General features: G+C 62.1%; 26 protein-coding genes. 15 read left to right on the forward strand and 11 right to left on the reverse strand.

The window, feature by feature from the left end; genetic code table 11:
• The first annotated feature begins 66 nt into the window (after positions 1–66).
• From tesB to CO671_RS10750, 7 genes are all read left to right on the forward strand, one after another.
• Entirely contained in the window at positions 67–951 is an 885-nt protein-coding gene (gene tesB, locus CO671_RS10720) for an acyl-CoA thioesterase II (protein WP_097605892.1), read from the forward strand.
• A gap of 210 nt (positions 952–1,161) precedes the next feature.
• Positions 1,162–1,512, forward strand: a complete 351-nt coding sequence (locus tag CO671_RS10725) for a P-II family nitrogen regulator (RefSeq protein ID WP_003543684.1) — start codon at positions 1,162–1,164, stop codon at positions 1,510–1,512.
• Positions 1,513–1,540: 28 nt separating this feature from the next.
• Complete coding sequence (locus CO671_RS10730) at positions 1,541–2,968, forward strand: ammonium transporter (RefSeq protein ID WP_064683862.1); 1,428 nt, start codon at positions 1,541–1,543, stop codon at positions 2,966–2,968.
• Positions 2,969–3,249: 281 nt separating this feature from the next.
• A complete protein-coding gene (locus CO671_RS10735; protein WP_097605893.1) occupies positions 3,250–5,937 on the forward strand; it encodes a DNA translocase FtsK in 2,688 nt (895 codons plus the stop codon).
• A gap of 139 nt (positions 5,938–6,076) precedes the next feature.
• Positions 6,077–6,745 carry an outer membrane lipoprotein carrier protein LolA gene (locus CO671_RS10740; protein WP_097605894.1) on the forward strand — a complete coding sequence of 223 codons (669 nt, stop codon included), beginning with the start codon at positions 6,077–6,079 and terminating at the stop codon, positions 6,743–6,745.
• A gap of 215 nt (positions 6,746–6,960) precedes the next feature.
• Positions 6,961–7,764, forward strand: coding sequence for an exodeoxyribonuclease III (locus CO671_RS10745; protein ID WP_097605895.1), 804 nt, complete (start codon positions 6,961–6,963; stop codon positions 7,762–7,764).
• Positions 7,764–8,549: an ATP-grasp domain-containing protein gene (locus CO671_RS10750; protein ID WP_097605896.1), complete on the forward strand. Its 786-nt coding sequence runs from the start codon at positions 7,764–7,766 to the stop codon at positions 8,547–8,549. The genes CO671_RS10745 and CO671_RS10750 overlap by 1 nt, the downstream gene beginning before the upstream one ends.
• Before the next feature lie 26 nt (positions 8,550–8,575).
• On the opposite strand, the gene CO671_RS10755 is transcribed toward CO671_RS10750, so the two are convergent.
• Together CO671_RS10755 and CO671_RS10760 are read right to left on the reverse strand one after the other, a co-directional pair.
• Positions 8,576–9,031 (reverse strand): cyclic nucleotide-binding domain-containing protein, encoded by a 456-nt coding sequence (locus tag CO671_RS10755; protein WP_097605897.1) that lies wholly within the window; start codon positions 9,029–9,031, stop codon positions 8,576–8,578.
• 113 nt (positions 9,032–9,144) lie between these two features.
• The gene (locus tag CO671_RS10760) at positions 9,145–9,828 is read right to left on the reverse strand and encodes a response regulator transcription factor (RefSeq protein WP_011427159.1); all 684 of its coding nucleotides are present in this window, start codon (positions 9,826–9,828) and stop codon (positions 9,145–9,147) included.
• 166 nt (positions 9,829–9,994) lie between these two features.
• On the opposite strand from CO671_RS10760, the gene CO671_RS10765 reads away from it, so the two are divergent.
• Together CO671_RS10765 and CO671_RS10770 are read left to right on the forward strand one after the other, a co-directional pair.
• Entirely contained in the window at positions 9,995–10,516 is a 522-nt protein-coding gene (locus CO671_RS10765) for a L,D-transpeptidase family protein (RefSeq protein WP_097605898.1), read from the forward strand.
• 185 nt (positions 10,517–10,701) lie between these two features.
• Positions 10,702–11,532: an aldo/keto reductase gene (locus CO671_RS10770; protein ID WP_097605899.1), complete on the forward strand. Its 831-nt coding sequence runs from the start codon at positions 10,702–10,704 to the stop codon at positions 11,530–11,532.
• A 264-nt stretch (positions 11,533–11,796) separates the two neighbouring features.
• Here CO671_RS10770 and leuC read toward each other — a convergent pair whose 3' ends face one another.
• From leuC to ffh, 9 genes are all read right to left on the reverse strand, one after another.
• Positions 11,797–13,206: a 3-isopropylmalate dehydratase large subunit gene (gene leuC / locus CO671_RS10775; RefSeq protein ID WP_097605900.1), complete on the reverse strand. Its 1,410-nt coding sequence runs from the start codon at positions 13,204–13,206 to the stop codon at positions 11,797–11,799.
• 244 nt (positions 13,207–13,450) lie between these two features.
• Positions 13,451–14,266 carry an amino acid ABC transporter permease gene (locus CO671_RS10785; RefSeq protein WP_097605901.1) on the reverse strand — a complete coding sequence of 272 codons (816 nt, stop codon included), beginning with the start codon at positions 14,264–14,266 and terminating at the stop codon, positions 13,451–13,453.
• 16 nt (positions 14,267–14,282) lie between these two features.
• Positions 14,283–15,080, reverse strand: a complete 798-nt coding sequence (locus tag CO671_RS10790; RefSeq protein ID WP_097605902.1) for a transporter substrate-binding domain-containing protein — start codon at positions 15,078–15,080, stop codon at positions 14,283–14,285.
• A gap of 162 nt (positions 15,081–15,242) precedes the next feature.
• Positions 15,243–15,785 carry a 50S ribosomal protein L19 gene (gene rplS, locus CO671_RS10795; RefSeq protein WP_097605903.1) on the reverse strand — a complete coding sequence of 181 codons (543 nt, stop codon included), beginning with the start codon at positions 15,783–15,785 and terminating at the stop codon, positions 15,243–15,245.
• A 213-nt stretch (positions 15,786–15,998) separates the two neighbouring features.
• Complete coding sequence (trmD, locus tag CO671_RS10800) at positions 15,999–16,700, reverse strand: tRNA (guanosine(37)-N1)-methyltransferase TrmD (protein ID WP_097605904.1); 702 nt, start codon at positions 16,698–16,700, stop codon at positions 15,999–16,001.
• Entirely contained in the window at positions 16,700–17,269 is a 570-nt protein-coding gene (gene rimM, locus CO671_RS10805; protein WP_097606000.1) for a ribosome maturation factor RimM, read from the reverse strand. Before rimM ends, trmD begins: the two co-directional genes overlap by 1 nt.
• A 116-nt stretch (positions 17,270–17,385) precedes the next feature.
• A complete protein-coding gene (rpsP, locus tag CO671_RS10810; RefSeq protein WP_009994363.1) occupies positions 17,386–17,757 on the reverse strand; it encodes a 30S ribosomal protein S16 in 372 nt (123 codons plus the stop codon).
• 48 nt (positions 17,758–17,805) lie between these two features.
• Entirely contained in the window at positions 17,806–18,126 is a 321-nt protein-coding gene (locus CO671_RS10815; RefSeq protein ID WP_097605905.1) for a chorismate mutase, read from the reverse strand.
• A gap of 16 nt (positions 18,127–18,142) precedes the next feature.
• Positions 18,143–19,726 (reverse strand): signal recognition particle protein, encoded by a 1,584-nt coding sequence (gene ffh / locus CO671_RS10820; protein ID WP_097605906.1) that lies wholly within the window; start codon positions 19,724–19,726, stop codon positions 18,143–18,145.
• Positions 19,727–20,126: 400 nt separating this feature from the next.
• On the opposite strand from ffh, the gene CO671_RS10830 reads away from it, so the two are divergent.
• The 6 genes from CO671_RS10830 to CO671_RS10855 all read left to right on the forward strand — a co-directional run bounded on the left by CO671_RS10830 (position 20,127) and on the right by CO671_RS10855 (position 25,538).
• Positions 20,127–20,351 (forward strand): hypothetical protein, encoded by a 225-nt coding sequence (locus tag CO671_RS10830; protein ID WP_097605907.1) that lies wholly within the window; start codon positions 20,127–20,129, stop codon positions 20,349–20,351.
• Between the two features lie 112 nt (positions 20,352–20,463).
• Entirely contained in the window at positions 20,464–21,369 is a 906-nt protein-coding gene (dapF, locus tag CO671_RS10835; protein WP_097605908.1) for a diaminopimelate epimerase, read from the forward strand.
• Positions 21,366–22,637 carry a tRNA (N(6)-L-threonylcarbamoyladenosine(37)-C(2))-methylthiotransferase MtaB gene (gene mtaB, locus CO671_RS10840; RefSeq protein ID WP_097605909.1) on the forward strand — a complete coding sequence of 424 codons (1,272 nt, stop codon included), beginning with the start codon at positions 21,366–21,368 and terminating at the stop codon, positions 22,635–22,637. Before dapF ends, mtaB begins: the two co-directional genes overlap by 4 nt.
• A gap of 16 nt (positions 22,638–22,653) precedes the next feature.
• Positions 22,654–24,231 carry a signal recognition particle-docking protein FtsY gene (ftsY, locus tag CO671_RS10845; RefSeq protein WP_097605910.1) on the forward strand — a complete coding sequence of 526 codons (1,578 nt, stop codon included), beginning with the start codon at positions 22,654–22,656 and terminating at the stop codon, positions 24,229–24,231.
• Between the two features lie 78 nt (positions 24,232–24,309).
• Positions 24,310–24,954: a septation protein A gene (locus CO671_RS10850; RefSeq protein ID WP_097605911.1), complete on the forward strand. Its 645-nt coding sequence runs from the start codon at positions 24,310–24,312 to the stop codon at positions 24,952–24,954.
• Positions 24,951–25,538, forward strand: a complete 588-nt coding sequence (locus CO671_RS10855) for a DUF2585 domain-containing protein (protein WP_097605912.1) — start codon at positions 24,951–24,953, stop codon at positions 25,536–25,538. Before CO671_RS10850 ends, CO671_RS10855 begins: the two co-directional genes overlap by 4 nt.
• Positions 25,539–25,620: the final 82 nt, after the last annotated feature.

A 25,620-nucleotide genomic window follows, 5' to 3' on the forward strand; every position in this document is an offset into this window, starting at 1 on the left:
TGTGCCTCAGATGTGATCTATATAGATCATCGCCACTTCACTTCCTACCGCCGGGAGGCATACAAAATGACGCGCGAAACATCAGGGCCTTCGGCGATGGAGAGGCTGCTTGCGACGCTCGACCTGGAGCCGATCGAGGTCGACATCTTCCGCGGCCGCAGTCCTCAGGCCGGCTGGCAGCGGGTCTTCGGCGGGCAGGTGATCGGCCAGGCGCTGATGGCGGCGCAGCGCACCATCGAGGCTGAGCGTTTCGTCCATTCGCTGCATGCCTATTTCATGCGGCCCGGCGATCCCGCGGTGCCGATCATCTATCAGGTGGAGCGCATCCGCGACGGATCGAGCTTCAATACCAGGCGTGTCGTCGCGATCCAGCACGGCCGGGCGATCTTCGCGCTGTCGGCCTCTTTCCAGCTGGAAGAGCCGGGCTTCGACCACCAGATCGCCATGCCCGAGGTACAGATGCCGGAGGCGCTGCTCGGCGAGCAGGAGATCAAGGAACAGTATCTCGCGCATGCGCCGGAGGCGATCCGGGCATACTGGCAGCGCGAGCGGCCGATCGAGATCCGCCCTGTCTCGCTGACCCATTATTTCTCCGACAGGAAGCTCGATCCCAGGCAGGACGTCTGGGTGCGGGCGACCGGGCCTGTTCCCGACGATCGGCGCTATCAGGCGGCGGTGCTTGCCTATCTCTCCGACATGACGCTGCTCGATACGTCGCTTTATGCGCATGGCACGTCGATCTTCGATCAGAGCTTGCAGGTGGCGAGCCTCGATCACTCCATGTGGTTCCATCGGCCCTGCAAGCTCGACGACTGGCTGCTCTATACGCAGGATAGCCCCTCGGCTTCCGGCGCCAGGGGGTTGACCCGCGGCAGCCTGTTTACCCGCGCGGGCGTGCTGATCGCCTCCGTCGCCCAGGAGGGTTTGATTCGGAAAAAGGCAAATGATTAAATAGTGTGCATATTTCCAAATTTGCGCGTTATTTGTGCGCTTATTGGCCAATCATTTGCCTGTTTATTGGTGTTGTTTCACAAATTCTTTATATTTCAATAAGTTACACCACGTCTCGAATCTGGCACGTCCTTTGAATGTATATCGCCGGTCGCTGTTCAGGAACGTCAGCGGCAAGGAGAGTCGGCTCCGCGCCGAGGATAACGAAGGATGGGAAACCAGATGAAAATTGTGATGGCTATTATCAAGCCGTTCAAGCTCGATGAGGTCCGCGAAGCGCTTACGGCGATCGGCATTCAGGGCCTGACCGTGACCGAAGTGAAGGGCTACGGGCGCCAGAAGGGACATACCGAAATCTACCGCGGCACCGAATACGCGGTCAGCTTCCTGCCGAAGCTCAAGATCGAAATCGCCGTTGCATCCGAACTCGTCGACCGGGCCGTCGAAGCCATCGCGGCGTCGGCCAAGACCGGCCAGATCGGTGACGGCAAGATTTTTGTCTATTCGATCGACCATGCCGTGCGCATCCGTACGGGCGAAACCGATTCAGAAGCGCTGTAAAGAACGGCAGACCAAGGAGCTTTTTTCAATGTCAATCTCGAAGTTTTCCTCCACCTTTGCGCGGGTTTGCGCAGCAACGGCTGCGCTTCTGGCGCCGGCCGTCGCTTTTGCCCAGGAGGCTGCGCCTGCCGCTGCTGCCGCCGCTGCTCCTGCTCTGACGATGGACAAGGGTGACAACACCTGGATGCTCGTCTCCTCGGCGCTCGTCCTGCTGATGACCATCCCGGGCCTTGCGCTTTTCTACGGCGGTCTCGTGCGCGCCAAGAACATGCTCTCCGTGCTGATGCAGGTCTTCATGATCACGGCCGTCGTGTCGCTGCTCTGGGTGACCTACGGCTATTCGCTCGCCTTCACCGATGGCGGCTCGCTGAACAGCTTCGTCGGCGGCTTCTCCAAGGCGTTCCTTGCCGGCGTCAACACCTCGTCGCTGGTCGAGACCTTCTCGAAGGGCGTCGCCATTCCCGAATACACCTTCATCGTCTTCCAGATGACCTTCGCCTGCATCACGCCCGGCCTCATCGTCGGCGCCTTCGCCGAGCGCATCAAGTTCTCGGCCGTCATGCTCTTCGTCGTGCTGTGGGTCACCTTCATCTACTTCCCGATGGCGCATATGGTCTGGTTCTGGGGTGGCCCGAGCTCCTACACCTCGCCGGCCGGCCTGATCTTCTCCTACGGTGCAATCGACTTCGCCGGCGGCACGGTCGTTCACATCAATGCCGGTATCGCCGGCCTCGTCGGCGCCATCATGCTCGGCAAGCGCACGGGCTATAAGAAGGAAATCATGGCTCCGCATTCGATGACGCTGACCATGGTCGGCGCATCGCTGCTGTGGGTCGGCTGGTTCGGCTTCAACGCCGGCTCCAACCTCGAGGCCAACGGCTACGCATCGCTTGCCATGATCAACACCTTCGTTGCGACGGCTGCCGCCGCCGTCTCCTGGTGCATCGTCGAAAGCCTCGCCCGCGGCAAGGCTTCGATGCTCGGTGGTGCTTCCGGTGCCGTCGCCGGTCTCGTCGCCATCACGCCTGCGGCAGGCTTTGCCGGCCCGATGGGCTCGATCGTTCTCGGCCTGATCGTCTCGCCGGTCTGCTACTTCTTCGTCGACGTCGTGAAGAACAAGTTCAACTACGACGACAGCCTCGACGTCTTCGGCGTGCATTGCATCGGCGGCATCATCGGCGCTCTCGGCACCGGTATCCTCGTCAACCCGGCGCTGGGCGGTGCAGGCATCGTCGACTATTCGACGGCCGATTTCGCCGCCACCTATGCCGGCACCGCAACCCAGGTCCTGAACCAGGCAAAGGGCGTCCTGACGACGCTGCTGTGGTCGGGCATCGGTTCGGCGATCCTCTACAAGATCGTCGACGTCGTCGTCGGCCTGCGCGTGAGCGTCGAGGCCGAGCGGGAAGGTCTCGACCTTTCGACCCACGGCGAAGCCGCATATCACTCGTCTTGATCAAGGGGTTTGCGGCGCCCGGCAGAAGGGCGCCGCTTCACGGCCCGTCGCGGCCTATCTAGAGCTTTTCCGGGTTAGACCCGGAAAAGCTGTCATAGACCGCATTCGGCCCGGACCTCTCAAGGTTCGGGCCTTTTTTTGGTTTCCTGTTCGGAATGCACGTCCAGCCACGCATGGTTAACATCGCTTTAACCCGGCTCTGGTTAGGTAGAGCGGACGCATTTTGGCATGGCGAAGCTTCGGTGATTCGCCTGCCCTCAGGCATTGGACGGGTTAGACACATGGCAAGAAGCACGTCGCCGGCGATGGATGGCCGTCCGGATCGGTTCTCCTTCTCGGCATTCATGCTGCGGCAGATCCAGGCGCTCATCGGCTTTGCGATCTTTCTGTTGCTGGCGTTCTGCGTCGCGGCGCTGGCGACATGGAACGTCGCGGATCCTAGCTATTCCTACGCCACCGCCAACCTGCCGACGAATATCCTCGGCTACAGCGGTGCGGCCTTTGCCGATATCGTCATGCAGTTCCTCGGACTTGCCAGCGTCGTTTCGATGCTGCCGATCGTCGCTTGGGCGCTGACGATGATCTCGGGCCGCCCCTTCAGCCGCATTCCCGCCCGCATCGGCGCCTGGCTTGCCGGTTCGGTTTTGTCCTCCGCCGTCATCGGCTGTTTCCCGCCGCCGCTCACCTGGCCGATCCCGAACGGCATCGGCGGCGTCGTTGGCGATATGATCCTGCGTTTTCCCGCGCTCTTCGTCGGCGCCTATCCCACCGGCACCTTCGCCATGGTCGTCGGCTGCATCTTTGCGGTGCCGACCGCCTGGATGATGCTGTTTGCATCGGGCCTCGTCGGCCGCAGCGAAGCGGATGACGAAATCGAGGACGATTACGTCGAGACAACAAGCAAGGCGCGGGTCGTCGGCGATGAGGACGAGGAGGACGAGTCGCGCTGGGTCGCTTTCAGCGGCGCGATGACACATGCCTGGTACATGAGCCAAGGGCGGCTGCGCCGGCTCTTCGGCATGGGACCGCGCAAGCGGCGCCAGGGCGATTTCGAATCGCCCTATGATTTCAACGATGATGAGTTCGGCACGCTGAACGAACCGGTCCGCGCCAAGGCGCCCGCCGTGCGCGGCGAGCGCATGGAACCGTCGATGGAGCCTTCAATGGGGGCAAGGGCGGCTTCGCCGCGGCGCGTCGTCGCCGCACCGTCGCTTTCCATCGACGACGAGGATGAGGACGACGATCCGCCTTTCGATACCGATATGCCGCCGCGCCCGGCCGATATCCTGCCCGACGACGATGACGACGACTGGATGATCCGCGCACCGGCGAAAGCCGCAGGCAAGCCGGAGCCTCGCGTCGTGCCCGCGGCCGCACGGCCGAAACCCGGCGCCCGTGTCGAGCGTGAGGCGCAGGGTTCGTTGATTCGGCCCGAGGGTTTTCAGCTGCCGTCGATGCACCTGCTCGCCGAACCGAGGAACGTGGTGCGCGATTCGACGCTGTCGGCCGACGCGCTGGAGCAGAATGCCCGCATGCTTGAGGGCGTGCTCGAGGATTTCGGCGTCAAGGGTGAGATCATTCACGTCCGTCCCGGCCCCGTCGTCACCCTCTACGAACTGGAGCCGGCGCCCGGCATCAAATCGTCGCGCGTCATCGGCCTTGCCGACGATATCGCCCGCTCGATGAGTGCCATTGCCGCCCGCGTCGCCGTCGTGCCGGGCCGCAACGCGATCGGCATCGAGCTGCCGAACCAGACGCGCGAGACCGTCTTTCTGCGCGAATTGATCGCTTCCCGCGATTTCGACGGCAGCAAGGCCAAGCTTGCCATGGCGCTCGGCAAGACGATCGGCGGCGAAGCCGTCATCGCCGACCTCGCCAAGATGCCGCACCTGCTCGTCGCCGGCACCACCGGCTCGGGTAAATCGGTCGCCATCAATACGATGATCCTGTCGCTGCTCTACCGTATGACGCCGGAACAGTGCCGGCTGATCATGATCGACCCGAAGATGCTGGAACTCTCCGTCTATGACGGCATTCCGCATCTGCTTTCGCCTGTCGTCACCGATCCGAAGAAGGCCGTCGTCGCGCTGAAATGGACCGTGCGCGAGATGGAAGAGCGCTACAAGAAGATGTCGAAGATCGGCGTGCGCAATATCGACGGCTTCAACACCCGCGTCGAGCAGGCCTTGTCCAAGGGCGAGGCGATCTCGCGCACGGTGCAGACCGGCTTCGACCGCCATACCGGCGAAGCAATGTACGAGACCGAGGAGTTCGACCTCAGGCCGATGCCCTATATCGTCGTCATCATCGACGAAATGGCCGACCTGATGATGGTCGCCGGCAAGGATATCGAAGGCGCCGTCCAGCGTCTGGCGCAGATGGCGCGCGCCGCCGGCATTCATGTGATCATGGCGACGCAGCGCCCGTCGGTCGATGTCATCACCGGCACGATCAAGGCGAACTTCCCGACCCGCATCTCCTTCCAGGTGACCTCGAAGATCGACAGCCGCACCATCCTTGGCGAACAGGGCGCAGAACAGCTGCTCGGCATGGGCGACATGCTCTACATGGCGGGTGGCGGACGTATCCAGCGCGTGCACGGCCCGTTCGTCTCTGATGTCGAGGTCGAAGAGATCGTCTCCTACCTGAAGACACAGGGCTCGCCGCAATATCTCGATGCGATCACCGCCGATGACGACGAGGATGGCGACTATGGCGGCGGTGGCGGCGGCCCTGCCGGCACGTCGAACCTTTCGGACTCGGAAGATCCCTATGATCAGGCCGTCGCCGTCGTGCTGCGTGACGGCAAGGCCTCGACCTCCTATGTGCAGCGCCGGCTCGGCATCGGCTACAACCGCGCCGCCTCGCTGATCGAGCGCATGGAGAAGGAGGGCATCATCGGGCCGGCCAACCATGCCGGCAAACGCGAAATCCTCGTTCCCACAGAAGACGACATCCTCGACCGCTGAGATAACAGCCATATATTTCAGATATGGCCGCTTTTGCGGAAACCCGATCGCAGCAAAGCCGTTACCTCTCGCGGGCCGATCGCAATGCCTTGAAGACGCCGCCTTTCGGCAGCATGCAGATCGCATAAAGGAGATTTAGATGCGTAACTCCGATTCCTTCCTCTCCGGCCTGACGATGACGCGGCGCGATCTTCTCGGCGCTTTCGGCCTGGCTGCGATGGCAAGCGCCATTCCCTTCGGTGCTCTCGCGCAGGCGGCGGCGCCCGCCTCCGGCACGGCGCAGGCGATTGCCGACCATTTCTCCGGCGTCACGACGATGCAGGGCGAATTCGTGCAGTTCGGCCCGCGCGGCGAGCAGACCGGCGGCAAATTTTTCATCCAGCGCCCCGGCAAGCTGCGTTTCAACTATGACGACCCATCGCCGATGCGGGTGATCGCCGACGGCAAGAATGTCGCCATCGGCAATACCAAGCTCAAGACCTGGGATCTCTATCCGCTCTCCAAGACCCCGCTCAGCCTGTTGCTGGCCCAGCGTATCGACCTATCGGCCGGCATGGTGAAGGGCGTCAAGGAAGAGTCGGACCTGACGACGATCGCGCTCGGCAACAATACGGTGTTCGGAAACTCGACCATCACCATGATGTTCGATCCGAAAACCTATGACCTGCGCCAGTGGACGATCACCGACAATCAGGGCAAGGACACCTCGGTGATGATCTTCAACGTCAAGACAGGCGTGCAGTTCGATGATCGCGTCTTCCGGGTTCCCTATGAGAGCATTCCCGGCACGGCAGCTTCACGCGACTAGAACAGGATGATTTTAGGCCCGGTCGGCCTAAAATCTGAATCCTGTTCTAAATTAAAGAGTTAGAGCATGATGTCGCCCGAAAACCGCTTACACTTTTCGGCATCATGCTCTGAGCCTTTTCGGTTGATCTCCTGACGCTTTTGCACGCGGCCCGGTTCCCTCCGGTCCGCCTTTGTTCTAAAGCCCTTTCATGAAAGCGTGAAAGGGCTTGCCGCATGGGCTTTTCGATTACCACCTGGAATATCAATTCGGTACGGCTGCGCATGCCGATCATCGAGCAACTCGTTCTCAAGCACAGGCCCGATATTCTTTGCCTGCAGGAAACCAAGGTGCCGAACGAGCTCTTTCCCGCCGCACCCTTGCGGGCCATGGGCTATGATCACATCATCATCCACGGCCAGAAGGGCTATCACGGCGTGGCGATCGCCTCGCGCATTCCGCTGACCGAAGATCACCGGCAGGATTATTGCGGTGTGGGCGACGCCCGCCACATATCGGCGATCTTCGAACGCGGCAACCGCCGCATCCGGCTGCATAATTTCTACGTCCCGGCCGGCGGCGACGAGCCGGACCGGACGATCAATCCGAAATTCGGCCATAAACTCGATTTCATCGAGGAGATGAAGCTCTTGAAGGCCAATGGCGAGGCCAATACCTCGGCCATCCTGGTGGGTGATCTCAACATCGCGCCGCTCGAACACGACGTCTGGTCGCACAAGCAGTTGCTGAAGATCGTCAGCCACACGCCCGTCGAAACCGATGGGCTGCTCGAGGTGATGAAGCGCGGCGCCTGGCTCGATCTCATGCGCCAGCACGTACCGGCCAGCGAGAAGCTCTATACCTGGTGGAGCTACCGCGCCAAGGACTGGGAAGCGGCCGACCGCGGCCGCCGGCTCGACCACATCTGGTCCTCATCGGATCTCGGGCCGCACCTGAAGCGGATCGAGATCCTGAAGGAAGCGCGCGGCTGGGACCGGCCCTCCGACCATGTGCCGGTGACGGCGCATTTCGATCTCTGATGCAGTGGATTCTTCAGGAGTTCGAGGATACTCACAAGCTGGCCGAGGCACTCGACCGGCTCGGTATCTCCTACACTTGGCACAAGGTTGTCCCGTTCATCGGCGAGCTTATTCCCGAGCCGGTTATCGCCGATCCCAGCGCCGTGGTGATGTTCGGTTCCTACACGCTGTGGAGAAATGCCGAGGCGAACGGCTACCGGCCGGGCATGTTCAAGCTGCGTCCGTTTGTCGAGGAAAAGGTGTGGCATCCCTACCTTCTCAACGGCGCCGATGCGTTGTTCCTGACGCTCCGCGAGGTTCCCGCGCGTCTGGCTGACGATGGACGGGAATGGTTTCTGCGTCCGGTCGACGACAGCAAGGAGGAGCCTGGCAACGTGAAATCGGCCGGCGAGATCATCCGTATGGCCGAGAGGGTCCTCGCGCTTGACGAAGATGAAATCCCGGCGGGATCGCTGCGTCACGACACGCTGCTGATGTTCACCAAGCCTGTCAGCATCCTGCGCGAATGGCGTCTCTGGGCCGTCAACGACAGGATCGTCACCTATTCGCTTTACAAAGAAGGATCGCGCGTCATCCATCGCCACGAAATCGATGACGACGCGCTCGAATTCGGGCAACACATGGCCGATCTCAATCCCGGCTACTCCCCAGCCTATGTCATTGATATCTGCCGTACCAAAGAGGGCTTGAGGCTGCTCGAGACGAACTGTCTCAACGCCGCCGGCTTCTATGCCGCGGACCTCACAAAGCTCGCCTCGGCGATCGACGGCCTCGTCCACGACTGACGCTTTTCTGATCGCACCAACGTGGATCAGCTGAACCGGTGGAACTGGCTTGCGGCCTTGGCCGCGAGCTCGGCGAGATTGTCGCGGATGCGATTTTCGATCAGACGGGCCGCGTCCGGATATTCCTCGAGCAGCCGGTGGAAGAGGGCACGGGTGATGCGGATGATGCTGGTGTCCTCACGCGCGATCGCGGTGAACTTGCGCTCGACCAACGTCACCAGCGCCAGCTCGGAAATCAACGTGCCGGGGCCGGCAACGGCATCGGCGCGCTGCATGCCGTCGCTGCTCGTCGTGCGGAGTTCCAGGCTGCCGCTCAAGACGACATAGGCGCTCTCGGCCGGCGCGCCCTGGCGAAACAGCATCTGGCCGGCGGCGATCATGCGCCGGTCGGCGCCGAAGGCGATCAGTCGCAGCTGGTCCTCGCTCATGTCCTTGAACAGCGGAAGCTGCGAGAGCAGATGAATGTCGTCCGTCAGCGCCATGCGGGCTTTTCGCCTTAGAGCAATTCCAACAAAACTGCGTAGCCGTTTGCGTGCGGAACTGCGTGAAAACAAAGAGATAGAGCATTTCCGTGATTCGGAGAAACCGAGATGCTCTAGGGTATGATCTTGTAACCGCCGTTTTCCGTCACCAGGATTTCGGCATTGGAGGGATCGCGCTCGATCTTCTGGCGCAGCCGGTAGACATGGGTTTCCAGCGTATGCGTGGTCACGCCGGAATTATAGCCCCAGACCTCTTCGAGAAGCACGTCGCGGGTGACGACCTTCTGTTCGGCGCGGTAGAGGTAGCGGATGATTGCCGCTTCCTTTTCCGTCAGGCGGATCTTCTGGCCGTTGTCGGTGGTCAGCAGCTTCTGGCTCGGCTTGAAGAGATAGGGGCCGACGGTGAAGGTCGCGTCCTCGCTCTGCTCGTGCTGGCGCAGCTGCACGCGGATGCGCGCGAGCAGCACGGCGAAGCGAAAGGGTTTGGTGACGTAATCGTTGGCGCCGGCTTCGAGGCCGAGGATCGTGTCCGAATCGGTATCGTGGCCGGTCAGCATGATGATCGGTGCCTTGAAGCCGCCCTTGCGCAGGAGCTTCACCGCTTCGCGGCCGTCCATATCGGGCAGGCCGACATCCATGATCAAGAGGTCGACCGGCGTCGAACGGGCGGTCGCAACACCCTTGCCGGCGTTGGCTTCCTGCAGAACCGTGAATTCCTCGTAAAGCGACAATTGCTCTGTCAGCGTCTGCCGAAGGTCCTCGTCGTCATCCACCAGAAGAATGGTGCGTGCGGTCATGCCGTTGCGTCCTCATGTTAGGTCCCCTAGTCCTACGCCAAATTGCGGGTTTGGCAAGGATCGGCCGGCGGGCTGTTGCCGGGCAGGTTTTCATATGATTTCAATTAAAGCCTCAAGCAATGCAAGACATGCGAGAAAAATGGAAAAAGCAAGGCGGAGCCGGGGGATGAAGCCGTCCACGGTCGTGGTGCGCCCGGCGCCGGGAAAGAAGAGCCGGGCGATCGTGCGCATTGGCACGATCACTGTTCCGGCTGCCATCGGTCGCTCCGGCCGCACCGTGATGAAACGCGAGGGCGACGGCGCCACACCGATCACATCGATGAAGCTGATATCAGGCTTCCGGCGCGGCGAGCGGAACGGCCGGCTCGCCACTGCACTTCCCATCCACCGGATCCGCGCCGATATGCTCTGGTGCGATCATTCCGGCAATGCCAACTACAACCGCCTCGTCAGGGCGCCGTTCGGCGCCGGCCACGAGGAGATGCGGCGCAGCGACGGACTCTACGATATCTGCCTGGTGATGGACTGGAACATCTCCTGCCGGGCGCGCAACCGCGGCTCGGCGATTTTCTTCCATCTCATCCGGCCGGGCTACGAGCCGACGGCCGGCTGCGTGGCGGTGAGTCTCGGCGACATGCGCCGCCTTCTGCCGCATCTTCGCAAGGGGACGATTGTCCGGGTGGTCTGATTGTCTTCCGGATGCGGCTGCCTATATCTCTCAGGTGACCGAACGCTCAGGCTGAGATGCGTTCCGGGACGCCCGCAGCCATTCAAAATGCTACAGCGTCCTTTGCGCGTCTGAAAAGACGCGCGGCGCTGTAGGCGGGCGCAAATCATGCCTCGTCCAATTCTTCAAACTCCCGGAGATATATTGTGACCTCTCAACCCATCATCACTTTCCATGACGGACATTCCATTCCGCAGGTCGGGCTCGGCGTCTGGCAGACGCCGCAGGAGATTGCCGCCCCGACGGTGCGCACTGCCATTGCCGCCGGTTATCGCCATATCGATACGGCGTCCGGTTACGACAATGAGGAGGGTGTCGGCGAAGGCATCCGCTCTTCCGGCCTCGACCGCAAGGACATCTTCGTCACCACCAAGCTCAGGAACACCGATCAGGGCTACGACAATACGCTGCGTGCTTTCGACGGCAGCCTGAAAAAGCTCGGCTCCGACTATGTCGACCTCTATCTCGTTCACTGGCCGTCGCCGCATCGCGGCCTCTACACCGAAACCTGGAAGGCGTTCGTGCGCATAAGGGAAGAGGGGCGTGCCCGCTCGATCGGTGTGTCGAATTTTTATCCCGAGCATCTGGAGCGGATCATCGGCGAAACCGGCGTCGTTCCTGTCATCAACCAGATCGAGCTGCATCCCGACTTCCAGCAGAAGACGGCGCAAGAGGTTCACAAGAAACTCAACATCGCCACCGAATCCTGGAGCCCGCTCGGCCAGGGGCAGTTCATCTCGAACCCTGTCATCGGCGAGATCGCCAGGAAACATCGGAAGACGCCGGCTCAGGTCATCATCCGCTGGCACATCGACACTGGCCTCGTCGTCATCCCGAAGTCGGTGACGCCGTCGCGCATCGAGGAGAATTTCCAGGTGTTCGACTTCAAGCTCGATGCCGATGACATGGCGGCGATCGCCAAGCTCGACAGCGCCGGTGCCCGCATGGGACCGGATCCGATGACGGCGGCCTTCTGACCGCCCTCCCGATCAGCGGCCGCTCCGAGGAAGATCCTCGCGGCGGCGTCCGCCTATGACGAGACATCCAGTCGTTGTGTCAATAATTGCAGCTCGACGATCCGTTGGTCGGGGCAAAGCCGTGGTCGCAGATATTGCTCATGCGCTGGGGCATGATCCACAACTCCCGGAAAATGAGGCGCGGCCGCCATAAAAATACGAAAACCGCCCGATGCAGGCAGAGCGCATCGGGCGGCTTTCATTGTCCTTCCGTCGGATGACGGATCAATTCCACTCGCGGATATCGACGAAGTGACCGGCGATTGCGGCGGCGGCGGCCATTGCCGGCGAGACGAGGTGCGTGCGGCCCTTGAAGCCCTGGCGGCCTTCGAAGTTGCGGTTCGAGGTCGAGGCGCAGCGTTCGCCCGGCTTCAGGCGGTCGTCGTTCATGGCGAGGCACATGGAGCAGCCCGGCTCGCGCCAGTCGAAGCCGGCAGCCTTGAAGATCTTGTCGAGGCCTTCGGCTTCCGCCTGTTCCTTCACAAGACCGGAGCCCGGAACGATCATGGCGTTGACGGTCGAAGCAACGGTCTTGCCCTCGACGACCTTGGCGACGGCGCGCAGGTCTTCGATGCGGCCGTTGGTGCAGGAGCCGATGAAGACCCGGTCAATGCTGATGTCGGTCATCGGCGTGCCCGGCTTGAGGCCCATGTACTCGAGCGCGCGCCACTTGGAGGCACGCTTCGTCTCGTCCTGGATTTCATCAGGATTCGGTACGATGCCCTGGACCGACACGACATCCTCAGGCGAAGAACCCCAGGAGACGATCGGCGGCAGTTCGGCGGCGTTCAGCTTGACGACGCGGTCGAAATGAGCGCCTTCGTCTGACCGCAGCGTCTTCCAGTAGGCGATCGCCTGTTCCAGCGCTTCGCCCTTCGGCGCGCGCGGCTTGCCCTTGATATATTCGAAGGTGACTTCGTCGGGGGCGATCAGGCCGGCGCGGGCGCCGCCTTCGATCGACATGTTGCAGATCGTCATGCGGCCTTCCATCGACAGCGCGCGGATCGCTTCGCCGGCATATTCGATGACGTAGCCGGTGCCGCCCGCCGTGCCGATCTCGCCGATGATGGCAAGAACGATGTCCTTGGCGGTGACGCCTGCCGGCAGCAGGCCGTCGACCTGCACCAGCATGTTCTTGGCCTTCTTCTGGATCAGCGTCTGAGTGGCGAGAACGTGCTCGACCTCAGACGTGCCGATGCCATGAGCGAGCGAGCCGAAGGCGCCGTGGGTCGAGGTATGGCTGTCGCCGCAGACGATCGTCATGCCGGGCAGGGTGAAGCCCTGTTCCGGCCCGATGATGTGCACGATGCCCTGGCGCTTGTCGTTCTCGGAATAATATTCGACGTTGAACTCGGCGGCATTCTTGGCGAGCTGCTCGACCTGAATGCGGCTTTCTTCGTTCTTGATGCCGAGATGGCGGTCGGCCGATGTCGGAACGTTGTGGTCGACGACGGCGAGCGTCTTTTCCGGCGCGCGGACCTTGCGGCCGCTCATGCGCAGGCCTTCGAAGGCCTGCGGCGAGGTGACCTCGTGGACCAGGTGGCGGTCGATGTAGAGAAGACAGGTTCCGTCGGCCTGTTCGTCGACCAGGTGGTCGTCCCAGATCTTGTCGTAGAGGGTACGCGGTGCGCTCATGGCGGTAAGTCCGTTTTTGGATGCTTTTGGAAAATCGGGAAAAAGCGGATCAGGCTCCGCCGGCCGTCATTCGATCAACGAAGTCGGCTGTTGAGCGCACCGGATACGCATGCAAAGAACCGTGCCGGCAGGCGATAATGGTCCTGCAGCACGAAAATATGCGCGCCAGTGCATCTGAACTTGGATTCCATCGCCCGCATATAGCGATTTTTGAACGAAACGGCAATTCGAATCGTGCTGTGGCTCAGCGCGGCTTCTGCTTCATCTTCTTTTCAATGCGCCGCAGCGCCAGCGACAGGCCGATCGTCAGGATCAGGTAGATATAGGTGACGATCGAATAGGTCTCGAAGAAGCGGAAGGAGCCGGAGGCGTAGACCTTGCCCATCTGGGTAATGTCGGCCACGCCGAGAACCGAGACAAGAGACGAATCCTTCACCATCGAGACGAAGTCGTTGGAGAGCGGCGGGAAGATGACCCGGATCGCCTGCGGGAAGACGACGAGCCGGAAGCGGCGGTAGCGCGACAGGCCGAGCGATTTGGCCGCCTCGATCTGGCCGATATCGACCGACTGGAAGCCGGCGCGGAAGATCTCGGCAATGAAGGAGGAATAGCCGATCATCAGCGCGATGATGGCGCGCCACATCAGCGACAGGTCGCGCACGAGGATCGGTTCGGCGACGCCGCTCTTCACCAGTGGCGTGATGATGATGTTATAGGCCGTGACAAGACCCGGCGCGCCGACGAAAGCGATGTAGAAGAGCAGCACCAGGATCGGGATGCCGCGGATGATCTCGATATAGAAGCGGGCGATCTGGCGCAGCACGATGCTGTCGGCCAGGCCGAGCAGCGCGATGCCGAGACCAAGCACTGTCGCCAGTATGAAGGCGACGAGCGTCACGAACACGGTGATGCCGGCGCCATTCACCACGGTCCGGAAGACCTGGGTGTAAATGTCGTTGGTGATGATAACGACGGCGAGAACGAGACCGATCAGAACAAGGACGGCCAGCCACCAGGGACGGTCGTCCTTCTCATGTCGCAGGGATGGTTGTGGCGCCATCTGCGATCGCTCGGGGTTATTCGCCCATCTTGTAGTCGAGGAACCACTTCTTGTTCAGCGCATCAAAGGTGCCGTCCGCCTTCAGCGCTGCGATAGCGGCATTGACCGGAGCGACGAGATCGGACCCCTTCGGGAAGATGAAGCCGAAATCCTCGGTGCCGAGCGCTTCGCCGACCACCTTCAGCCCGCCGTTCGAGGAATCGACATAGCCCTTGGCCGCGACGCTGTCGGTCAGCACGAGGTCGACGTCGCCGGTCTTCAGCGCCTGCACGGTGGCGCCGAAGGTTTCGAAAAGCTTGATGCGCGGGTTCTGTTCGTTGCCATCGAGGATTTCATAGGCGGCAGTGTAGAAAGGCGAGGTGCCGGGTTGGGCGCCGATCAGGCCGTCGTTGAAGGCGGCAAAGCTCTTGGCGTCGGTGAAGCGCTTCTCGTCGCCGCGCACCAGCATGAACTGCTGCGAGCGCATATAGGGATCGGAGAAATCGACCTTCTGCTTGCGGTCGTCCTTGATGGTGATGCCGGTCATGCCGATGTTGTACTGGCCGTCGGAGACCGCCTGGATCATCGCGTCCCAGCTGGTGTTCTGATATTCGACCTTGAAGTTCAGCCGCTTGGCGATCTCGTTCATCGCATCATATTCCCAGCCGATTGCCTTGCCGGATTTCGGATCGACGAACTGCAGCGGCGGATAGGCATTCTCGGTGACGACGACGACGCTCTTGCCGCCGAGATTGGGCAGTTCGGCCGCCGACACGGTTAAAGAAGCGAGCGCAAGGGCAGCAAAGCCCGCAAGAACGGTACGACGAAACAGCATGGAATGGCTCCCGGATTGAACGCGAAAATTGTCACGGAAGACCTGCCGAAGGCAAGGCCGACGGCGGCGCACCGACGCAAAAAAGAGAAAAGGCGACCCGAAGGCCGCCTTTCCAAGCGAAAGAATTTTGCTTCAAGCGAAGAAGTTTGCGTGGCGCAGATCTTATTCTGCTGTCGGTTCCGCTGCGGCGGCGGCTGCTGCTTCAGCAGCGGCCTTGGCTTCGGCGGCTTCTGCTGCTGCCTTCTCGGCGGCGAGCGCCTGAGCGGCTGCGACCTTTTCAGCTTCAATGCGTGCCTTTTCCTCGGCAACGGCCGCGCGCTCGGCGTCGTTGAGCTTGCGGGCGCGGACGCCGGTGTCTTCAACGATACGGGCGGACTTGCCGCGACGGTCGCGCAGGTAATAGAGCTTGGCGCGACGGACCTTACCGCGGCGGACGACGTCGACGCTTTCGATCAGCGGCGAATAGACCGGGAATACGCGCTCGACGCCTTCGCCGTAGGAGATCTTGCGAACCGTGAAGTTTTCCTGCAGGCCGCCGCCGGAGCGGGCGATGCAGACGCCTTCATAGGCCTGAACGCGGGTACGGTTGCCTTCCGTGACCTTCACGTTGACGCGGACGGTATCGCCCGGGGAGAATTCGGGGAGGGTGCGCTTGGCTTCGATCTTGGCGGCCTGTTCGGCCTCAAGCTGCTGAATGATGTTCATCGTCTTAACCTTTGGTTCTTCTAAAACAGCCAGAGCGCTCGGCACTGATCCCTTGGGCGAGCCTCAGGATTTTGCCCCTTCGGGGCGGGAGCGGATTCGCCATTCTTTGTTTGCTGGCAGACGGGGCTAACCCCATTTCCGCGTGCGCCAATACACGAAAGGCCGGAGCTTGTCATCCCTCGCACGACATTTTTGTGAAAGGGGAGGGTGGAATCAGCCGTTTTTCTTAGGCTCGGCCTTTTCGAAGAGATCCGGCCGCCGCTCCCGCGTCAGCCGTACCGCCTCCTCGTGGCGCCACTTCTCGATGGCGCCGTGGTTGCCCGACGTCAGGATGGAGGGGATGTCCCGGCCTTCCCACGCCTGCGGCCTCGTATAATGCGGATGTTCCAGCAGTCCGCCTTCGAAGCTTTCGTGCAGGCCGGAAAGATCGTTGCCCATGACGCCGGGCAGGATGCGGATGATCGCATCGAGCACGATCAGCGCCGCCGGTTCGCCGCCCGACAGCACGTAGTCGCCGACCGAGACCTCTTCCAGCCCCCGCGCTTCGATCACCCGCTGGTCGACGCCCTCGAAGCGGCCGCAGACGATGACGACGCCGTCGCCCGCCGCCAGTTCGCGCACGCGCTGCTGCGTCAGCGGCCGCCCACGCGGGCTCATCAGCAGGCGCGGGCGGGTATCGTTTTGACAGGTACTGTCGATGGCGCGGGCGAGCACATCGGGTTTCAGCACCATGCCGGCGCCGCCGCCGGCTGGGGTGTCGTCGACAGTGCGATGTTTGTCGGTGGCGAAATCGCGGATCTGCACCGCGTCCAGCGACCATTGCCCGCGCTGCATCGCCTTGCCGGCGAGCGAAAAGCCCAGATGTCCCGGAAACATCTCCGGATAGAGTGTCAGTACGCTCGCCCGGAAAGCCATCACTTCTTCTTTTTCGGCTTGTCCGGGGTGAATTTCGACAGTTCTTCGGGATCGTCGATCAAACCGGCCGCCAGCGGATCGATCAGCAATGTGCCGGCTTCGAGGTCGATCTCCAACACCGAGGCTTCCGAGAAGGGGATCAGCACCGGGCGCTTTCCCGGACCTTTGAGTTCCAGAAGATCGCCGGCGCCGAAATCGAAGACGCCGGTGACCGTGCCATAGCTGACGCCCTTATCGTCCTGCGCCTCGAGTCCTTCGAGATCGGCATAGTAGAACTCGTCGTCCTCCAGCTCCTCGTCGGGCAGATTGTCGCGCTCGATGTAGAGTTCCAGGCCGTTCAGCGCCTCGGCGGCGTTGCGGTCGTTGATGCCGCGGAAGCGGACCACGACGACATTCTTCATCTCGCGGATTTCGAGGATTTCGAAGCTGCGTCCGTCCATGCTGTGCAGATGGCCGTAATCGCCGAGCGCCGTCGGATCGGCGGTGTAGGCCTTGGCGCGCACTTCACCGCGCAGGCCTTGTGCGCCGCCGATCGTCGCCATCAGAACGGGGTTTTCAAGCTTTGTCATGGGTTCCTTCATGTGAAGCCGGAAAGACAGGCTCCTCATAAACGAAGTGCGGGTAATTGGAAACGAAAACGGGCGGCATGTTGCCATGCCGCCCGCTCGATTGGGGAAGGTCCCGATTATTCCGCGGCGTCGGCAGCAGCAGCGGCGGCGTCAGCGGCCTTCTGAGCCTTTTCAGCGGCACGTTCCTGGGCGCGCTTGCCGGGCTTTGCCTTGACCGGGTTGTTCTTGGCTTCGCGCTTGGCAACGCCGGCTTCATCAAGGAAGCGCAGAACGCGGTCGGTCGGCTGGGCGCCGTTTTCGATCCAGTGCTTGATGCGCTCGGCGTTCAGCTGAACGCGCTTCTCGTCGTCCTTGGCGAGCATCGGGTTCCAGGAACCGAGGTTTTCGAGGAAGCGGCCGTCACGCGGGCTGCGCGCATCGGCGAGAACGACGTGGTAGTACGGACGCTTCTTGGAGCCACCGCGGGCGAGACGAATTTTCAGTGCCATGTTCTTTACTCCTTAGGCTTTTCTTGACCGCTTCGTAAGGCGGTATGGTTATCGGGCTGCGGCGCTCTGTTCAGCGTGATCCGCAGCGATCTGCTCATGATGCCGGATGACTTCCTTGATGACGAAGTTCAGGAACTTCTCGGCGAAATCCGGGTCCAGATTGGCCGCTTTCGCCAGCTGGCGAAGGCGTTCGATCTGGTATTCCTCGCGCGCCGGATCGGCCGGCGGCAGATTGTATTTGGCCTTCAGCACGCCGACATCTTTGGTGCAGCGGAAGCGTTCGGCCAGCATGTGCACGAGAGCGGCGTCGATGTTGTCGATCGACTGACGGTAGCTCGCGAGCTGGGCTTTGACGTCTGGATCAATCATGGGGCAAACGATCCTTTCACTTCTTCTTCGGCAAACCGGGCAATCCCGGGAAACCACCGCCGAGGCCCGGCAGCTTGGCGCCGCCGAGGCCCGGCAAACCACCCGGCAGACCGCCGAGACCGGGCATACCCCCACCCGGCTTTCCAAGCCCCGCCGCTTCGGCCTGCTTCTGCAGGGCTTCGAGCTGCTTCGGGTCGATATTCGAGAGATCGGGCATGCCGCCGCCCATGCCGCCTAAGCCGCCAAGCCCCATCTTGCCGGCGAGGCCGCCCATCATCTGCTTCATCATGCCGCCTTTGCCCTTGCCGCCCATCATCTTCATCATGTCGGCCATCTGGCGGTGCATCTTCAGAAGCTTGTTGATGGCGGCGGCATCGGTGCCGGAGCCGGCGGCGATGCGCTTCTTGCGCGAATGCTTGAGCAGGTCGGGATTGGCGCGCTCGGCCCTGGTCATCGACTGGATGATGGCGATCTGGCGGCCGAAAAGCTTGTCGTCGAGGCCGGCGGCGGCCATCTTGTCCTTCATGCCTGCCATGCCGGGCATCATGCCCATGATGCCGCCCATGCCGCCCATCTTCTGCATCTGGCGCAGCTGGTCGGCGAGATCGTCGAGATCGAACTTGCCCTTGGCCATCTTGGCGGCCATGGCGGCCGCCTTCTCGGCGTCGATATTTTCCGCCGCGCGCTCAACGAGCGAGACGATGTCGCCCATGCCGAGGATGCGGTCGGCGATGCGGCGGGGATGGAACTCCTCGAGCTCGCTCATCTTCTCGCCGACGCCGATCAGCTTGATCGGCTTACCGGTGACGGCGCGCATCGAAAGCGCGGCGCCGCCGCGGCCATCGCCGTCCATGCGGGTCAGCACGAGGCCGGTGATGCCGACGCGTTCGTCGAAATTGCGGGCGAGGTTGACGGCATCCTGACCGGTCAAGCTGTCGGCGACCAGCAGGATTTCATGCGGGTTCGAACGCTTCTTGATGTCGGCCATCTCGACCATCAAGGGTTCGTCGATATGGGTGCGGCCGGCGGTGTCGAGAATGACGACGTCATGGCCGCCGAGCTTGGCCGCCTGCACCGCACGGGCGGCGATATCGGTCGGCGACTGGCCGGCGATGATCGGCAGCGTGTCGATGCTGGCCTGGGCGCCGAGCTGGCGAAGCTGCTCCTGGGCTGCCGGACGGCGCGTGTCGAGCGACGCCATCAGCACTTTCTTCTTCTCGCGCGTCGACAGGCGATTGGCGATCTTGGCTGACGTCGTCGTCTTGCCCGAGCCCTGCAGGCCGACCATCATGACGACGACGGGAGCGGGCGCATGCAGGTCGATGCCGACGCCTTCGCCGCCCAGCATCTCGATCAGTTCGTCATGGACGATCTTGACCACCATCTGGCCTGGTTTGATCGACTTCAGGATCTCGGCGCCGACGGCCTTTTCACGCACGCGGTCGGTGAAGGAACGCACCACGTCGAGCGCGACGTCGGCCTCCAGCAGCGCACGGCGAACCTCGCGCAGCGCTGCGGAAACATCGGCTTCCGAAAGCGCGCCACGGCCTGTCAGTCCATTCAGAATGGATCCAAGACGGTCCTGGAGGTTTTCAAACATCGGCTCTTCCTTGATACGTTTCGGGCGGGTTCGATCTGCCCGGAAACGTCGTGCTTTTCCGTGACGAAAACAAGACGCAAAGCCAAAAAGCACCCGAGGGCGCATCGCGCTGTCGGGTGTTGACCTCCGGGATCTCAGGTCCCGGTCGGCGGCTCGGAGTCATGCGGCTCGTCGCGGATTGGGCGCGATAAACAGGAAAGCCGCGCGAAAGTCAAGGCGAATGCGTGGGATGACCGCCCGGCGGAGGTTTCGGACGCCCTTTCGGGTATATTTCACAGTAAAAATTCCGGCTGACGGCCCCAATTCGCGATAGAGCCCAGTTGCAAAATATTCCACTTATGATTCTACTTTCTACTTAAGTGCATCCTGTAAAATGATTCGTGAATATCCTTGATGCCGGATGATCCGGCGGAGATATAGAATGATCAATGCTGATATTGAGAGCTGGGCACTGGCGCGGGCTCATCATATTGTTCTGAACGAAGGCCTTAGTCTCGCAAAGGCGGCACAGGATCTGGATCGCAAGCGCTCCCGCTCCCTGGTCTACGAGCTGAGAAAGGTCATCACCGCCGCCATCGTCGAAGCGCATGCGGCGTCTTTCGAAGCCGAAGGCGGGCAGCGGTAGAAGCCGGACGGTTTCAGGGCTCAGCCGGCTGCAGCGCCCTCGCGGTACTCACCCACTGGTAATTCCTTCGCATTTCCGCCATATACAGCGGAAACACGGACGGAATGATACTATGAGCGCAACGGTCGAATTCGCGAGGATGAACGGGCTTGGCAACAAGATCCTGGTCGTCGACATGCGTGGCCGGCCGGATAAGGTAACGGCAGCGGCGGCGGTCGTGCTCAATGCCGATCCTGAGACCGAGTTCGATCAGATCATGGCGATCCATGATCCGAAGGCCGACGGCACCGATGCCTTCATCGATATCCTGAATTCCGATGGTTCGAAGGCACAGGCCTGCGGTAACGGCACACGCTGCGTCGTGCAGGCGCTTGCCGCCGAAACCGGCCGAAAGGCCTTCACCTTCCAGACGGTCGCCGGCATTCTCAACGCCGTCGAGCACGAGGACGGGACGATCTCCGTCGATATGGGCAAACCGGTCTTCGATTGGGACAGGATCCCGCTCTCGGAAGAATTCCACGACACCAGCCGCATCGAGCTGCAGATTGGCCCGATCGATAATCCGGTGCTGCATTCGCCTTCCGCCATGTCGATGGGCAACCCGCATGCGATCTTCTGGGTGGACAGGGACGTGATGTCCTATGATCTCGCCCGCTTCGGGCCGCTGCTGGAAAACCATCCGATGTTTCCCGAGCGCGCCAACATCACTTTGGCGCAGGTGACCTCGCCGACATCCGTGACGACGCGCACATGGGAGCGTGGCGCGGGATTGACGCTTGCCTGCGGTTCGGCCGCCTGTTCCGCCGCCGTCAGCGCCGCGCGCACCGGCCGCACCGGCCGCACGGTGACGATCAATGTCGCAAGCGCCAAACCGCCGGCGACACTTTCGATCGAATGGCGCGAGCGCGACGATCATGTGATCATGACCGGCCCGGCCGAATGGGAGTGGTCGGGCAGACTCGATCCTTCGACCGGCCTCTGGTCGCGCGATGATACCCGAGGGGCGGAGGCGCAGTGAGCGGCATCGAGGTCATTACCTTCGGCTGCCGCCTCAACACATATGAATCCGAAGTGATGAAGGCGCAGGCCGAGAAGGCCGGGCTCAACAACGCCGTCCTGGTCAATACCTGTGCGGTGACCGGCGAGGCCGTGCGCCAGGCCCGCCAGGCGATCCGCCGGGCGCGGCGCGACAATCCGCATGCCCGCATCATCGTCACCGGCTGCGCCGCGCAGACGGAAAAACAGACCTTTGCCGAAATGGCAGAGGTCGATGCCGTGCTCGGCAATGAGGAGAAGCTTTCGAGCGCGTCCTATCGCAGCCTGCCGGATTTCGGCGTTTCGGCTCAGGAGAAGCTGCGCGTCAACGATATCATGAGCGTCAAGGCGACGGCGCCGCAGATGGTCAGGCACATCGACGGCCACGTGCGTGCCTTCATCCAGGTGCAGAACGGCTGCGACCACCGCTGCACCTTCTGCATCATCCCCTATGGCCGCGGCAATTCCCGCTCCGTGCCGATGGGAGCGGTCGTCGATCAGGCCCGCAAGCTCGCCGACAGCGGCTATCGCGAGATCGTCCTGACCGGGGTCGACGCCACCAGCTATGGCGGCGATCTGCCGGGTGCGCCGACCCTCGGCCTTCTGGCGAAGACGCTGCTGAAACAGCTCCCGGATATTCGCCGTCTCAGGCTTTCCTCGATCGACAGCATCGAGGCCGATGCCCATCTGATGGACCTCATCGCCGACGAGCCACGCTTCATGCCGCACCTGCATCTGTCGCTGCAGCATGGCGACGACATGATCCTGAAGCGGATGAAGCGCCGGCATTCGCGCGCCGATGCGCTACGCTTCATCGAGGATGCGCGCCGCCTGCGCCCCGAAATGAGCTTCGGCGCCGATATGATCGCCGGCTTCCCGACGGAAACGGAAGAGATGTTCGGCAATGCCGTGCGGCTCGCCGAAGAGGCCGGCATCGCGCATCTGCATGTTTTCCCCTACAGCCCGCGTCCCGGCACGCCGGCCGCCCGCATGCCGCAGCTCGACCGGTCGCTGGTCAAGGATCGCGCTGCCCGGCTGCGCGCCACTGGACATAAGCTCCATCAGTCCCATCTCGACGGCATGGTCGGAACCCGGCAATGGCTGCTTGTCGAAAACAACGGCCTGGCGCATACGGAGAACTTCACACTGGTCGCAGCCGCCGGCCTCCGCCCCGGCGAACTTGTGCCGGCCACCATCACCGGCCACAATGGCAAGCATCTCGACATGCAATTGACGGCCGCAGCGGCCTGACTTTCACGGAATTCTCATGGCGCTCAGTTTCATCAAAAAGGTCTTCACCTTCGGCAAGCCAGCTGAAGAGCCCGTGCCCGATGCCGTGGAAAGGGAACTCGAGCCGCGCTCGCGCGACGAAGATCTGCCGGTCGCCGATGATCCGGTTCTTCCCGAGGAGATGGATACGGCGGGTGGACCGGCGGCGGATATTGATGAAGCGTCAGTAGAGCCGGAACCTGTCGAAGCCGAAACGGAAGTTCTGCCGCCGGCCGATCATCTGGGCGACATGGGCGTCGTGCCGTTGTCGCTACTGGAGGCCGAGGCGGAAGCCGAGCAAGGTACCCCCCCTACCCTGCCGGGCGTCCCCCCCACAGGTGGGGGGACTGAGCAGTTGGATGCCGCTCGCCAGTCAATAGATGTGGAGAGTGCGCCTGCAGATGTGGAGAGTGAGCCCGCTGCTTCGGATGAATCAGCCGATGTGGCGGAAGACATCGCCGCGAGTTTCCCCCCACCTGTGGGGGGGATGCCCGGCAAGGTAGGGGGGGAAGCCACAGATCGCGAGCTTTCGGTCGAAACGCCCCTGCCGCCATCGGAGCCGATAGAGCCAGCTCCAGCCATTGAGCCCATCCTCCCCAAAGGCTTCGCCACCGGCCCTGCGATCGCCGAACCGCAGCCTATCTCGCCGCAGCCGAAACTCAGCTGGTTCCAGCGGCTGCGCAATGGTCTGGCGCGCACCTCCTCGCAGCTTACCAACCAGATCACTGCGCTCTTCACCAAGCGCAAGCTCGACGACGAGACGCTGCAGGATCTCGAAGATCTGCTGATCCAGGCCGATCTCGGCGTCGAGACGGCGCTGCGCGTCACCGATACGCTGGCTTCGGAGCGCTACGGCAAGGACGTCACCGGCGAGGATGTCAGCCGGATCATGGCGTCCGAGATCGCCAAGGTTCTGAAGCCGGTCGCCAAACCGCTGCAGCTCGATCTCTCGCACAAGCCGCATGTCATCCTCGTCGTCGGCGTCAACGGCACCGGCAAGACCACGACGATCGGCAAGCTCGCGGCGAAGCTTTCGGGCGCCGGGCTGAAGGTGATGCTGGCGGCCGGCGATACATTCCGCGCGGCGGCGATCGAGCAGTTGAAGATCTGGGCCGAGCGGACCAAATCCGAATTCGTCGGCACCAAGCTCGGCGCCGATGCCGCCGGTCTTGCCTATGACGCCTTCGAACAGGCGAAAGCGAAGAAATGCGACGTGCTGATCGTCGATACGGCAGGCCGCCTGCAGAACAAGGCCGAGCTGATGGCCGAGCTCGAGAAGATCGTGCGGGTGCTCGGCAAACTCGATCCCGATGCGCCCCATACGGTGCTACAGACGCTCGACGCCACGACGGGGCAGAATGCGCTGAGCCAGGTCGAGATCTTCCGCTACGTCGCCGGCGTCAACGGGCTGATCATGACCAAGCTCGACGGCACGGCGCGCGGCGGGATTCTCGTCGCGATCTCCGCCAAGCACAAGCTGCCGGTCTATTTCATCGGTGTCGGCGAGGGGGTCGACGATCTCGAGCCGTTCGAGGCCGAGGATTTCGCCCACGCCATTGCCGGGCTTCCCCAATGATGCCACAGATAAGCCGCCGAAGGCCTGCAAGGGACGGTCGGGAAACGAATTTTTAGAAATAGCAGGTTCGAAGAACGCATGACCACCGAAAGCGATATCACCCCGAGCGCCGCCGACCGCCATCATCCGATGCTGAAACTGGCGCTGGAACTCGGGCCGCTGATGATCTTCTTCTTCGCCAATCTGCGCGGCCAGTGGCTGGTGGAGAAATTTCCGGCCCTTTCCGAACTGGGTGGCCCGCTCTTCGTCGCGACCGCGCTCTTCATGGCGGCGACGGTCGTTTCGCTTTTCGTTTCCAAGGTCGTACTCGGCCATCTGCCGATCATGCCCTTCGTATCAGGCATCGTCGTCGTCATCTTCGGGTCGCTGTCGATCTGGCTGCAGAACGAGACCTTCATCAAGATGAAGCCGACCATCGTCAATGCGCTCTTCGGGGTCGCCCTGCTTGGCGGGCTCGCTTTCGGCAGGTCGCTGCTCGGCTACGTCTTCAACGCCGCCTTCCAGCTCGATGCCGAAGGCTGGCGCAAGCTGACGATCCGCTGGGGCGTCTTCTTCCTGTTCCTCGCCGTGCTGAACGAAGTGGTCTGGCGCAATTTTTCAGACGATACCTGGGTCGCCTTCAAGGTCTGGGGCACGATGCCGATCACCATCATCTTCACGCTGGCGCAGATGCCGCTGGTGCTGAAGCACAGTCTTACTCCCGAACCGGGCGGTGAAAAGTGAGCGCTGCAGACACCGATTATCGGATAAGGCATCAGACCTTTTGGCTGGCCGCCTGCTTCACGGTGCTCATCGCGCAAATTATCGCCGAACATCTGATGGGCCGCGTGCCGATCTGCGCCTGCGGTTACGTCAAGCTGTGGGAGGGTGGGGTCAATACCAGCGGCAATTCGCAGCATCTGTCGGACTGGTACACGCCGTCGCACATCATCCACGGCTTCCTGTTCTATGGGCTCGGCCACCTGATCCTGCGCCGCAAGCCGCTGGCGGCAAAGCTGCTGCTGGCGCTGTTCATCGAATCCGCCTGGGAACTCCTGGAAAATTCGCCTCTCATCATCGACCGCTACCGGACAGCGACGATCGCGCTCGATTATTACGGCGACAGCATCCTGAATTCGGCGATGGACACCGTCTTCATGTGCCTCGGCTTCTTCTTCGCCTGGCGCGCGCCGGTGGCGCTGACTGTGGCGATTGCCATCTTCTTCGAGATTTTCACCGGCTACGTGATCCGCGATAATCTGACGCTCAACGTGGTGATGCTGATCTGGCCGGTGGAGGCGATCAAGGTCTGGCAGGGTGGAGCCTAAAACCCCTCCCCAACCCCTCCCCACAAGGGGGAGGGGCTTGGATGCCCCGCCAGTGCTGTCCCTTTCACTGTCTCATCCGCAG

Origin of the sequence: Rhizobium sp. M10 (assembly GCF_002531955.1) — a bacterium.
GTDB classification, from domain to species: Bacteria; Pseudomonadota; Alphaproteobacteria; order Rhizobiales; family Rhizobiaceae; genus Rhizobium; species Rhizobium etli_C.

Excerpts from the sequence above, each read along its gene's own strand:
- tesB (WP_097605892.1), top strand. The coding sequence starts at position 67 with ATGACGCGCGAAACATCAGGGCCTTCGGCGATGGAGAGGCTGCTTGCG.
- CO671_RS10725 (WP_003543684.1), top strand. The coding sequence starts at position 1,162 with ATGGGAAACCAGATGAAAATTGTGATGGCTATTATCAAGCCGTTCAAG.
- CO671_RS10730 (WP_064683862.1), top strand. The coding sequence starts at position 1,541 with ATGTCAATCTCGAAGTTTTCCTCCACCTTTGCGCGGGTTTGCGCAGCA.
- CO671_RS10735 (WP_097605893.1), top strand. The coding sequence starts at position 3,250 with ATGGCAAGAAGCACGTCGCCGGCGATGGATGGCCGTCCGGATCGGTTC.
- CO671_RS10740 (WP_097605894.1), top strand. The coding sequence starts at position 6,077 with ATGCGTAACTCCGATTCCTTCCTCTCCGGCCTGACGATGACGCGGCGC.
- CO671_RS10745 (WP_097605895.1), top strand. The coding sequence starts at position 6,961 with ATGGGCTTTTCGATTACCACCTGGAATATCAATTCGGTACGGCTGCGC.
- CO671_RS10750 (WP_097605896.1), top strand. The coding sequence starts at position 7,764 with ATGCAGTGGATTCTTCAGGAGTTCGAGGATACTCACAAGCTGGCCGAG.
- CO671_RS10755 (WP_097605897.1), bottom strand. The coding sequence starts at position 9,031 with ATGGCGCTGACGGACGACATTCATCTGCTCTCGCAGCTTCCGCTGTTC.
- CO671_RS10760 (WP_011427159.1), bottom strand. The coding sequence starts at position 9,828 with ATGACCGCACGCACCATTCTTCTGGTGGATGACGACGAGGACCTTCGG.
- CO671_RS10765 (WP_097605898.1), top strand. The coding sequence starts at position 9,995 with ATGAAGCCGTCCACGGTCGTGGTGCGCCCGGCGCCGGGAAAGAAGAGC.
- leuC (WP_097605900.1), bottom strand. The coding sequence starts at position 13,206 with ATGAGCGCACCGCGTACCCTCTACGACAAGATCTGGGACGACCACCTG.
- CO671_RS10785 (WP_097605901.1), bottom strand. The coding sequence starts at position 14,266 with ATGGCGCCACAACCATCCCTGCGACATGAGAAGGACGACCGTCCCTGG.
- CO671_RS10790 (WP_097605902.1), bottom strand. The coding sequence starts at position 15,080 with ATGCTGTTTCGTCGTACCGTTCTTGCGGGCTTTGCTGCCCTTGCGCTC.
- rplS (WP_097605903.1), bottom strand. The coding sequence starts at position 15,785 with ATGAACATCATTCAGCAGCTTGAGGCCGAACAGGCCGCCAAGATCGAA.
- trmD (WP_097605904.1), bottom strand. The coding sequence starts at position 16,700 with ATGGCTTTCCGGGCGAGCGTACTGACACTCTATCCGGAGATGTTTCCG.
- rimM (WP_097606000.1), bottom strand. The coding sequence starts at position 17,269 with ATGACAAAGCTTGAAAACCCCGTTCTGATGGCGACGATCGGCGGCGCA.
- rpsP (WP_009994363.1), bottom strand. The coding sequence starts at position 17,757 with ATGGCACTGAAAATTCGTCTCGCCCGCGGTGGCTCCAAGAAGCGTCCG.
- CO671_RS10815 (WP_097605905.1), bottom strand. The coding sequence starts at position 18,126 with ATGATTGATCCAGACGTCAAAGCCCAGCTCGCGAGCTACCGTCAGTCG.
- ffh (WP_097605906.1), bottom strand. The coding sequence starts at position 19,726 with ATGTTTGAAAACCTCCAGGACCGTCTTGGATCCATTCTGAATGGACTG.
- CO671_RS10830 (WP_097605907.1), top strand. The coding sequence starts at position 20,127 with ATGATCCGGCGGAGATATAGAATGATCAATGCTGATATTGAGAGCTGG.
- dapF (WP_097605908.1), top strand. The coding sequence starts at position 20,464 with ATGAGCGCAACGGTCGAATTCGCGAGGATGAACGGGCTTGGCAACAAG.
- ftsY (WP_097605910.1), top strand. The coding sequence starts at position 22,654 with ATGGCGCTCAGTTTCATCAAAAAGGTCTTCACCTTCGGCAAGCCAGCT.
- CO671_RS10850 (WP_097605911.1), top strand. The coding sequence starts at position 24,310 with ATGACCACCGAAAGCGATATCACCCCGAGCGCCGCCGACCGCCATCAT.